Origin of the sequence: Symmachiella macrocystis, assembly GCF_007860075.1 — a bacterium.
GTDB lineage: Bacteria > Planctomycetota > Planctomycetia > Planctomycetales > Planctomycetaceae > Symmachiella > Symmachiella macrocystis.
Map to the genome: position 1 here is coordinate 661,664 of NZ_SJPP01000002.1, position 11,127 is coordinate 672,790.

10 protein-coding genes are annotated in these 11,127 nt (G+C 55.2%); 7 read left to right on the forward strand and 3 right to left on the reverse strand.

All coding sequences use genetic code 11. The features are described 5' to 3' along the window. Positions 1–117: 117 nt before the first annotated feature. Both CA54_RS20590 and CA54_RS20595 read left to right on the forward strand, forming a co-directional pair. On the forward strand, positions 118–1,470 hold the full coding sequence (locus CA54_RS20590; RefSeq protein ID WP_146372866.1) for an aminotransferase family protein: 1,353 nt from the start codon (positions 118–120) through the stop codon (positions 1,468–1,470). A 75-nt stretch (positions 1,471–1,545) separates the two neighbouring features. Continuing rightward, positions 1,546–2,223, forward strand: coding sequence for a Uma2 family endonuclease (locus CA54_RS20595; RefSeq protein WP_146372867.1), 678 nt, complete (start codon positions 1,546–1,548; stop codon positions 2,221–2,223). 124 nt (positions 2,224–2,347) lie between these two features. On the opposite strand, the gene groL is transcribed toward CA54_RS20595, so the two are convergent. Both groL and CA54_RS20605 read right to left on the reverse strand, forming a co-directional pair. Further along, entirely contained in the window at positions 2,348–3,961 is a 1,614-nt protein-coding gene (gene groL / locus CA54_RS20600) for a chaperonin GroEL (protein WP_146372868.1), read from the reverse strand. A 136-nt stretch (positions 3,962–4,097) separates the two neighbouring features. Then, positions 4,098–4,409: a co-chaperone GroES gene (locus tag CA54_RS20605; protein ID WP_197532669.1), complete on the reverse strand. Its 312-nt coding sequence runs from the start codon at positions 4,407–4,409 to the stop codon at positions 4,098–4,100. Positions 4,410–5,010: 601 nt separating this feature from the next. On the opposite strand from CA54_RS20605, the gene CA54_RS20610 reads away from it, so the two are divergent. The 4 genes from CA54_RS20610 (at position 5,011) to CA54_RS20625 (ending at position 9,612) form a co-directional block, all read left to right on the forward strand. Next, on the forward strand, positions 5,011–5,727 hold the full coding sequence (locus CA54_RS20610; RefSeq protein ID WP_197532670.1) for a tetratricopeptide repeat protein: 717 nt from the start codon (positions 5,011–5,013) through the stop codon (positions 5,725–5,727). A 155-nt stretch (positions 5,728–5,882) separates the two neighbouring features. Continuing rightward, entirely contained in the window at positions 5,883–6,347 is a 465-nt protein-coding gene (locus CA54_RS20615) for a hypothetical protein (protein WP_146372870.1), read from the forward strand. Positions 6,348–6,485: 138 nt separating this feature from the next. Continuing rightward, positions 6,486–7,982: a M81 family metallopeptidase gene (locus tag CA54_RS20620; protein ID WP_146372871.1), complete on the forward strand. Its 1,497-nt coding sequence runs from the start codon at positions 6,486–6,488 to the stop codon at positions 7,980–7,982. 469 nt (positions 7,983–8,451) lie between these two features. Beyond that, entirely contained in the window at positions 8,452–9,612 is a 1,161-nt protein-coding gene (locus CA54_RS20625; RefSeq protein ID WP_146372872.1) for an NAD(P)/FAD-dependent oxidoreductase, read from the forward strand. A 61-nt stretch (positions 9,613–9,673) separates the two neighbouring features. On the opposite strand, the gene CA54_RS20630 is transcribed toward CA54_RS20625, so the two are convergent. Next, positions 9,674–10,057, reverse strand: a complete 384-nt coding sequence (locus CA54_RS20630) for a hypothetical protein (RefSeq protein WP_146372873.1) — start codon at positions 10,055–10,057, stop codon at positions 9,674–9,676. Positions 10,058–10,342: 285 nt separating this feature from the next. Here CA54_RS20630 and CA54_RS20635 point away from each other — a divergent pair, with 285 nt between their 5' ends. After that, complete coding sequence (locus CA54_RS20635) at positions 10,343–11,104, forward strand: SDR family NAD(P)-dependent oxidoreductase (protein WP_146372874.1); 762 nt, start codon at positions 10,343–10,345, stop codon at positions 11,102–11,104. Positions 11,105–11,127 lie beyond the last annotated feature (23 nt).

Genomic DNA, 11,127 nt, shown 5'->3' on the forward strand with positions numbered 1-11,127 from the left:
GCTACTCACTCAAGGGCGCGGCTGGTACCATTTGGGAGAGGCGGAGCCTGATTGGTGATTTCTCCGCCCTTCCAAGTTAGTCATCCCCATGCATTTGGACTTCGATAAGGACCGGTAATGCCCACCCAGACACGACAAGATTACCTCGCCCGCGACCAGGCACATTTGATCCACCCGCTCCACAACCCACGCGTGCATGCAGAGCACGGACACGTCTGGGTCAAAGGCGAAGGGGCGATTCTCACCGATATCGATGGCAAAGAATACATCGACGGGCTTTCCGGGCTATGGAACGTCGTCGCTGGACATGGCCGCAAGGAATTGGTCGATGCCGCCGCGCAGCAGATGCAGACCTTGCCCTATGTCTCCGGGTATGCAGGCAGCACAAACCGACCGGCGATTGAACTAGCCGAGAAGGTCAACGAATTGACCTATCCGAACATCACCCGTTTTTTCTTCACCTCCGGCGGTGGCGAGTCGAGTGACAGCTCCTTCAAAACGGCCCGCTATTATTGGCGATTGCGGGGCAAACCGGAAAAGACCAAAGTCATTTCCCGCCAATGGGGCTATCACGGCGTGACGCTCGCGGCGATGAGCGCGACCGGCATCTCCGGATATTGGCCGATGTTCGAACCGCGCGTACCGGGGTTTGTGCATATCCCCTCGCCGTATCCGTATCGCTACGAGGGACCGGCGGGGGTCAGTCAAGGAGTCGCCGCCGCCAATGAATTGGAACAAGCGATTCTACGCGAAGGGCAAGAGACCGTGGGCATGTTCTTCGCCGAGCCGGTCCAAGGCGCCGGAGGCGTGATCGTGCCCCAGGACGACTATTGGCCGCGGATTCGTGAAATCTGCGACAAGTACGAGGTGCTGTTGGTCACCGATGAAGTGATCACCGGTTTCGGCCGTACAGGCAAGATGTTCGGTTTGGAACATTGGAACATCAAACCTGACATGATTCAGTTCGCCAAGGCGATCACCTCGGGTTATTTTCCGCTGGGGGGAATCGGCATCAGCGAAGAGATTGCCGAGACTTTAGAATCTGGCGATGCGGTCTGGATGCACGCCTACACTTATAGCGCGCATCCCGTCGGCTGCGCGGTGGCGGTACGGAACTTGGAAATCATCCAGTCCGAAGATTTCCCCGCGCAGGCAGCAGAGAAGGGGGCCTATTTGCTCAAAAACCTCCGCGAAGCACTCGCCGACCATCCCCACGTCGGCGATGTTCGGGGACTGGGCTTGATGACGGCTGTGGAACTGGTCCGTGACAAAGCGACCAAGGAGGAATTCCCCGCAGAGGAAAATATGGGGGTCAAGTTGCACCTGGAAACACAAAAGCGAGGCCTATTCAGCCGACTGCGGGGAGACGTGTTTTGCATCGCCCCGCCGGTCATCTCCAGCCGCGAGATCTTGGACCGCATTGTCGACATCATGGCCGACTCGGTACGGGCGTTGTTTGACGGGAAATAAAATTTGGAGGAGGCCGGGCACAGCGATATAATAGAACTGTGACCGTCCTTCGAGTTCCGGTATTGGATCGTTTTTATGTCGACCGCTTATATCTCATTTGAAGAACAAGTTCGGATTCCGAGCGATGCGTTCGACTTACCGGGATTTCGACGCTGGGTCCATTCCGATGACTATCCGGAACGGGGCAAGATCTCGTTCATTGACGGGGAGATCGTGGTCGACCTGAGCCCGGAAGAAATCTCGTCACATGCATCACTAAAGCTCGCATTGCAAACAAAACTAAACTCGATGGTAATCGAACATCATCTAGGAAAATGCTATCCGGATGGCGTGTTGTTGATCAACGAAAGTGCAAATGTCTCCAATGAACCAGATTTCATGTTCTGTTCCATAGAAGCATTGCGATCGAGGCGAGTCCAAGAGCGAGAAATTGTAGAGGACAGTAGAAGATTCGTGGAACTCGCCGACTCCCCCGATCTCGTAGTAGAGTTGGTCAGCCGAACATCCGTCCGCAAAGACACCAAACTTCTGCGAGACCGTTATTACGCAGCAGGCATTGGCGAGTATTGGCTGATCGACGCCCGTGGCGAGGAAATTGATTTCAAGCTACTAAAACGCGGTAAGTCCGGATATCTCGAGACGACTCCCGACGCCGACGGTTTTCTGCGTTCGACTGTGCTCAACGCATCATTTCAACTCACGCGAACTTGGAATGAGATTTTGGGCTTCGAATACACGCTGCGCGATCGGTAGTACGACAAGTGGTTCCGGCGGTACAATCGACAAAAAAACACCCGACCGAGATTTGCTCTCGACCGGGTGTTTTTAGTTTTATCCGCATCCCAAACCAACGGCAGTTCCGTTGTGGGGGCGTTTCTTAGTACAGGTCTTGATCTCCGCCGCCGCCACCTTTGCCCTCTTTGGGCATTTCGGCGATCAACGCGTCGCTGGTGAGCAACAACGTCGCCACGCTGGCGGAATTGGTCAGTGCGGTACGGGTCACTTTGGTGGGATCAATCACACCGGCTTTGACCAAGTCTTCGAACTTGTCGGTCGCGGCGTTGTAACCTTTGTTGCCATCCAGTTCGGAGACCTTTTCGCAGATCACAGCACCGTCGACACCGGCGTTGTTGGAGATTTGCGTCAGCGGTGCGCGGCAGGCACGCAGGATGATGTTGTAGCCCACTTCTTCGTCATGCGACAATTTTCCGGGCTTGACTGAGCTGCTGGATCGCAGCAAGGCGACACCACCACCGGGAAGAATGCCTTCTTCGACAGCTGCGCGGGTTGCGTGCAAGGCATCCTCGACACGGGCCTTCTTTTCCTTCATTTCGCTTTCCGTAGCCGCACCCACATTCAATTGGGCGACGCCACCGGAGAGTTTTGCCACGCGTTCTTCGAGTTTTTCGCGATCGTAATCGCTGGTCGACGCTTCCAATTCGCGGCGAATTTGCTCGATGCGGGATTTGATGTCGGCTGTCTTGCCTTTGCCTTCGATGATCGTCGTGTTGTCTTTGTCGACCACGACTCGCTTGGCAACACCCAGATCGGAAAGTTGCACGTTCTCGAGTTTGACACCCAAGTCTTCGAAGATCGCTGTGCCGCCAACCATGACCGCCAGGTCTTGCAACATCGCTTTGCGACGATCGCCGTAACCGGGCGATTTCACAGCGACGCACTTGAACGTGCCGCGGAGTTTGTTGATCACCAGCGTCGCCAAGGCTTCGCCTTCGATGTCTTCGGCGACGATCAACAACGGTTTCCCGGAGTTGACGACTTTCTCCAATACGGGGACCAAGTCCTTGATGTTGGAGATTTTCTTTTCGTGGATCAGGACATAGCAATCCTCGAAGGCACATTCCATCGATTGCGGATCGGTCACGAAGTACGGCGACAGATAGCCACGATCAAATTGCATGCCTTCGACGACTTCAAAGTCGGTCGTCAGGCTGGTGCCTTCTTCGACAGTGATCACGCCATCTTTACCGACTTGCTCCATGGCTTCGGCCAGGATGCGTCCGATTTCTTGGTCGCCGTTGGAAGCGATGGTCGCGACTTGCGAGATCGCCTTTTTGGTGCGGCAATCGATCGACATCGCGTGCAGCTTTTCAATGATGTCGGTCACGGCTTTGTCCATGCCGCGTTTCATACCGATAGGGCTCACGCCGGCGACAACCGCCTTGAGACCTTCGTTATAAATCGCTTCAGCCATAATCGTGGCGGTGGTTGTTCCGTCACCGGCGATGTCGGAGGTCTTGCTGGCGACTTCCCGCACCATCTTGGCGCCCATGTCTTCGAACTTGTCGGCCAGTTCGATTTCGCGAGCAACTGTCACGCCGTCTTTGGTGACGGTGGGTGAGCCAAAGCTCTTTTGCAAGATGACGTTGCGGCCTTTGGGGCCGAGCGTGACTCGCACTGCTTTGGCCAGCTTGCTCAAGCCCGCCCGAATCTTTTCCTGAGCTTCCTGATCGAAAGCAATCATCTTGGCCATCTGTCAAATTCTCCTGTTTCTTATTCGATCTGACGAACGTATGTATCGTGGGTCGTTAATTGAATGAGGGGTGAAGCTGATAATCATCGATACCGGCAATAAGCCAGCGCGAGTCAAACAGCCATACCTGAGACGATTAGTAAACCGCCAAAATGTCCGATTCACGCATCAACAGCAACTCTTCGTCACCAACGTTGATTTCGTCTCCGCCATAGGAGCTGAAGATCACCTTATCACCCGGTTTGACGGTCAGGGGAAGACGCTTGCCTTCGCCTGTCATGTGTCCATCTCCCACGGAAATGACTTCACCACGCTGCGGCTTGCTGGCCGCGGAGTCGGGCAGGACGATACCGCCGGCTGTCGTTGTCTCGGCAGCTTCGCGACGGAGCACCACGCGGTCTCCCAACGGAACAATCTTCATTCCACCCTTCGAGGCCTTCTTTGCCATCGAAACTCTCTCCTTCAATCAGTGTATTCCAGTGTTCGAAATCAGTATTTGCCGACGTGCGGAGGCAGCTCTTCGCTTCCCAATCAACCGGCGCAGACTGTTGTGACTCCCAATCGGGCAATCTCTATGTGTCAAAACACAAGATTGCACCTCGTGCGCGACGCACGCTCTCTGCGTCACACCGAAAAGCGAACGCCGTGCCAAATCAACTTAAAACGCAAACCGCTATTCTGAAAAGACTTGCGGAGTCTCTGCCCGCCAGCATCCCTGCCATCCCGGCGGCAATGGCTCGATGGCCTCACAGTTACCTGCCAATCTGGCAGTGCAGGACTGGGCTGCCATTGCAAAGCTAATCGTTACGACCGGAACCCGTTTATTCCACGTTTGCGGATTTTGTTGAATTAGTGGTTTTTCCGGGGGACAAGTCTCCCGAACCATTGATACAATCAAACCAACCCTACAAATGCCAAAAAACGGCCCAACGTCTCATTCCCTTTAGTTCGCTACATCCCGTCCAGCAATTATGCCCGCAACGAGCCATCCGTATATCGCCGCTCAGTCAACGGAACGTTGGCTCACGTCAGGACGTGGAGTGCACGAAGTGCGTGCCGAATTCGAGGCCCAATTGGCCCATGCGGATCAAATCTGCGTTCGCTTAGAGTATGCGGAATTTCTAGCGCACGCCGGTGAGATTCAATCGGCGATTCAGCAGTACCAGCAGGTATTGCAATCAGCAGAGTCGGCTGACATGCCGCAACTGCGGGCGATGGCCGTCAATCAATTGGCCTGCCTGCATCGCCAGCGGGGCGAGTATGATACGGCGGTCGTGCTGCAACGCCGCTCGTTGGCCATGGGAATCAATAACGCACTCGAAGGCGAACTCGCGGCGGATTTGGGAAACTTGGCTGTCGACGCAATTGCCGCTGGTGATTTATCGCTCGCCGAAAACCTGTTGCTGCGTTCTTTGGCGCTAGAAACAGCCGCCAATTCGCAGGCGGGGCAGGCAGCGGATTACGGAAATTTGGCAATCGTATACGGCTTGCAGCGGAACTACCGTTCGGCCGTTCAATGTTTGCGACGCGCTCTGAAATTGCATCGGCAATTGAACGACATTCGCGCAATCGGTTGTGATCTGATGAATCTGGCCGCCATGTACGAAGTCCAACAACGATGGGACCGTTCTGAATTCCTGTTGCAGTTGGCCGTCCGGGTGTTGCAGGTCGACGACGCAGTGGATCTGATCACACGTGCCAAGTCAGCGCTCGCGGAGACGCGACGAATCAGTCAGTTGCGTGCGTTCGATGCACGGCGAAACTAACGGTGCCGGCCGGAAGTCTCTATGTGACATTCGGAAGAAACGGGAAAATCCCCCCAGGTTTGCCAAACCGACCTATTTTATGGTAGTCTGAGTTCCGACGCGTTATGGAGGACGCTTGATTGCGCATCCAGAACGTTTTCGGGAGTTCTTAGACAATGAAATCGGCAGCACTTCGAGTCGCAGCAACGGCATTTGTGGTCATGACCGTTAGCCTTTTCACTAGCACGTCCCAAGCTCAAGATATGTATTGGCGTGTGGGGCCTTCGTTTATCGCCCCGGCACCGTATACCTATCAATACGGCATGGTCGGCTCGCCGCCTCCCTATTACATCTACGACCCCGCTCCGGTCGTTTACGCCGTGCCGACGGCTCCGGTCTACGTCCAGCCGGCTCCGGTTTATGTCGAGACAGCACCAGTCTATACCGAGACGATTCCGGTCGGTGTCTACGATTACGGGTACAGGTTCGATTACAGCCTGAAACCGAGTTATCGGTACAGCACTCGCCATTATCGTATGAATTATAAGATCAAAGGACGGACAGCTTACGGTGCTCGCGTGCGATACCGATACAGCTACAATCGCGGTCGCATGAAAGCCAAACTACGAATCCGCCGCTAGTGGTCTGGCAACCCCAAGCAACGGGATGCCACTGACGGCTTGTCCGCCAGTGCAAAACGTGTGACCGGCAACACGACTGCTGGCCAACCTTGGGTGGCGCGTTGCTAGTTATATCTTGAAGTTCGGCAAGGAGGACCGATGCGGATAGTCAGTGGCGGCATACAGCACGAGACGAATACGTTTTCGCATCAACCCACTACGCTGGCGGACTTTGAACGTGACAGCGGGTGCGGGCCGGATTTCTCCGGAGGGCAAGCAGTCTTTGACCGGTACCGCAATACCGGGACGATTCACGGCGGCTACATCGATGCTGCGGATGTGCTTGAGTTCGAGTTGATTCCGCTGATATGCGCCAAAGCACAGCCCTCGGGTGTGGTGGAATCAGCGGCATTCGATACGATATTGAACCTGTTTCTTGATCGCTTACAAGAGACACCGGCGGTTGATGGTGTATTGCTCGACCTGCACGGCGCGATGGTGACCGCCGCCTGCGACGATGGCGAAGCACCCTTTATGGAAGCGGTCCGTGAACGGGTCGGGCCGGACGTCCCGATCATCGCGACGCTCGATTTGCACGCGAATATCACGCAACGGATGGCGGACGCGTGCGACGTGATTATTGGTTTTGATACCTATCCTCACGTCGATATGCGCGCACGGGGACGGGAGGCGGGCGAATTATTGGTCCGCATGATTCGCGGCGAAGTTCAGCCCGTACAAGCGTATCGGCAATTGCCGCTACTGACGATGCCCCCGATGCAATGCACGCTGCGCGAGCCGATGCAAAGCCTGATGCAAAACGTATTCCGCATGGAAGACGAACCGGGAGTCTTAACAGCAACCGTTGCGATGGGATTCCCATTTGCCGACATCTTGGCTGCAGGCGTCTCCTGTTTGGTCACGACCGACAACGACGCTGATTTGGCAGAAAAAAAGGCGGATGAACTGGCCGGATGGCTGTGGGCTTTGCGCGATGAGTTACAGCCGCAACTCACGCCAATTGACGAAATGATCGAATTTGCCGCGACACATGAAGGCCCAATCGTTTATGCCGATGGCTCAGACAATCCCGGAGGTGGTGCGCCGTGCGATGGCACGGTCGTGTTGCGAGCGCTGATCGAAGTAAATTTCCAGAACGCCGTCGTCGGAATATTGCACGACCCTGAGACCGCCGCTCAAGCGCATCAAGCAGGGGTCGGGGCTAAGATTGAGGCCCGTGTTGGCGGCAAGACGGATGACCGTCACGGAACACCGATTGAGTTACCCGCCTATGTGCGTGCCTTGTGCGACGGACATTTCGTGCATCACGGCCCCATGAATCAGGGAGTTGTGGGTGAGTTCGGCCCCATGGCGTTGTTGTTGGTTGGCGGGGTCGAAGTGGTCGTCAGCTCGAATCGCAAACAACTTCTGGACCGCGAGATGCTCCGCGTGATCGGCGTGACCCCCGAGCATCGGCGGTTGATCGTCGTCAAAAGCGCCGTTCACTTCCGGGCAGACTTCGGAGAATGCGCAACGCACATCCTGGACGCCGACACCCCCGGCATCCACCGTCCCGACTATGCGAACTACGACTATCAAAATCTGCGACGTCCGATTTATCCATTGGATGACGTCACGGTTGATTTCTGCGGATAGAGCGTTATTTTTCGGAGTTTCACTGCCACACAGTAAAATCCGTTAAACGTACAGTCAATTTTACGGTTAGATTCCTCCCACAGAAGCCTGAGTGTGGCTGACGCCACGCAAAAATGTAGACCGTTGGAGATTTCTTGGGGATTATACGAACAATCAGAGTCAATTCATGAGTCAGGACGAATCAAGCAAAGCGGTATGGATTGTTTTTTCAAGTGCCATCTTCGGACTTTGTCTGGCTTTTCCTTTTGCGGTTATTGAAACGATGTGGTTAGTTCGCAGTCTGGGGACTTACTCGAATGCTTTCTCGAATGCGTTTTGGATAATTGTACTAATAATCGGATTTGTGATGGGTTTGGGATACCACGCAATCGTCTGGTTCAATGAATCATGTGACAAGTAGAAATTAAACCAACGATTGAATATAAACCACGCAAGAACAGTTAGTGTGTGATCCCCTCCAGGAGCATTGATGTCACAGGATTCGATTTGGTTTGCGACGCTCAATGACACAGAGCGAGCGGAATTGCAGGCGTTCGCGGGGCGCGAGGTGCTGACCACTCCCGACGTGTTGATCGTTGGCGGTGGGATTGTGGGAGCGGCGACAGCTTATTCGCTCTCGCAACAAGGTGTGCAGGTCCAGGTCGTTGAAGCGGGAACGGTGGGCGGTTTGGCGAGCGGTGCGAATGCCGGAGGGATTTGGCCTGATCAACAGGGAATCGAGTACCCGGAGGCATTCCGAAACCTCGCGCGCCGCAGTCGCGACCTCTGGGGCAAGCTTCCCGCCCGTGATGGCTTCGACTTCGATTGGCGAGTCAATGGATTCGTGACGGTCGATCCGATGCATTGGGAGACCTCGCCCGAAGATTTGGCGATGCACCTGTTGAGCGAGGGGCTTTCGGCGCATGCCATTGATGGCGAACAGGTCAAACTGCTAGAGCCGCATCTGCGGTCTGATATTACTGGGGGCGTGCATTACCCTTCAGAAGCCCACGTCCATCCGGTCAAAGCGGTGTTGTCGTTCGCGCGGTCCTCGACAGCGCAATTCTCGACCGAGACGCGGGCGATTTCGATGGACGTGAACAACGGCCGCGTACAATCGGTGCAAACCACCGCAGGCACGATTCAACCCGGCCACGTGATCGCCGCCACCGGATGGATGGCCGATTGGTTTGCCGCAAAGGCGCCAACGCCCCCGCCGTTGATACCGATCAGCGGACAAATGATCGCAACCGCGCCCCAATCCCCGCTATTAAAAAACACGGTGCTAGGTAAAGCGATTGTGTTTCAATTGCTGACCGGCGAAGTCGTCACGGGGGGCAGCATGGTCGAAGGCGATGTGACGACGCCCGATGCACAAGTCACAGCGGATTTTGCCAAAATGGCGGGTGAGTTGCTGCCGGCCTTGAAGGACGTTCCCTTCCCGCATGCTTGGACCGGTGCGCGACCCACAACACCCGACCGGTTACCGATTCTCGACCGGCTTCCCGGCGTCGACAATTTCTTGGTCGCCGCGGGACATTTCAAAAACGGACTACTGCTGGCGCCAATCACCGGCGAATTGATGACCGAATGGGTCGTTGCTGGAAAACCGTCGCTCGATCTCACGTCGTTTCGTTGGGATCGATTTTAGTGGGAGCGGTTTTATAAAGGTCTTCGGCAGTGCGGCTTACCGACCGGAAGAAAACCCAGCCTCAAAATCCGCCGTAAAAATAGCCACCATACGGACCATAAAAACCAGAGCCGTACAGACCGTAGTACGGCCAAAAGGGGCCGGGGAAAAAGCCCGGGGGTTGGTAGATAGGGGGCGGTTCATAGATATTTTTACCCGGCGGCTTAAAGTTCCGCAGCCCATACAGCCGTTGTCCCTCGGGGATGGGGGCCGTATAAACACCGTGGTAGCTTTCGTGGTAAACCTCACCGGCAGGTTCATAATACTCAATCTGCTGCTGGTTCGGTCCATAGAGAATCGGCTCATCAGCACTAGCTGTTGCCTGTGCGCCGGCCAAAATCGCAGCGACTGCGAGCAGCGCTGCGGCAAGCCGTTTTGATCCAAATTGTTTAATGCAACGTAACATGGGAAAGCCTGACGCCGGTCCGATTCCTGCGAGTATCCATTAAAAATCACTAATATCCATCCTACGGTCTCCTCAGGGGCAGGGTCAAGAACGACTTTCACTTTGAGTAAATTGGCAAGAAATTGCTGGACCGTGTATAACGCATTCTCGAAGTGATTAGGCGGCCGATCGTGTCTGTTGGGATGAGAACTTCATACACTTCCCAACGGGAGTGCGGTGGTATCCAAATCGCCGTTCGTTTTTGCTCACTGAACGTAGTGATGAGTTTTTGAGGAAAATCAAAACATGACAGAGCAGCCACGGGGACCATTTTTTAAGCTCGATGGCAAAGTCGCATTTGTCACCGGGGCAGGGCAGGGTTTGGGCGAGGCGATTGCGTATCGTTTAGCAGCCTGCGGCGCGAAGGTCGGCGTGTTTGACCTCGATGGCGAAAAAGCGGCCCATGTCGCTCTGGAATGTTCCGGTGTGGGTCTGCAAGGCAGCGTCACCAGCGAAGAGGACGTCGAACGAGGGCTGCGCTATTTGGAAGAACAATTCGGCCCGCCGCAAATCGTGGTGAACAACGCCGGTATTCTGGGCCATGTCGGTCCCTGTTGGGATTTGGACGCCGAAAAGATGCGCCAGGTGATGGAAGTCAACCTGATCGGCACCTTTCTCGTCTGTCACGCTGTACTGCCGGGAATGTTGGAGCGAAAATACGGGCGCATCATCAACATCGCCTCGATCGCCGGAAGAGAAGGCAACGCCGATTTGATCCCCTATAGCACGTCAAAAGCCGCGGTGATCGCGTTGACCAAATCGATCGCCAAGTCCGTGGGCGGAAAGGGTGACATCGCGGTGAATTGCATCAGCCCGGCGCTGCTCGACACTCCGATGTGGGAATCGTTGCCTAAAACCGTGGCAGATTCGTTGGTCGCCACAGTTCCTGTCGGTCGCGTGGGGACGACTGAAGAAGTGGCCGGTTTGGTGCATTATCTCTCCAGTAGTGAATCGAGTCTGACCACCGGGCAGTGTTACAACGTGAACGGAGGACCTGCCGGTGATTGATAGCCGCGCAGAGAAAATCAACT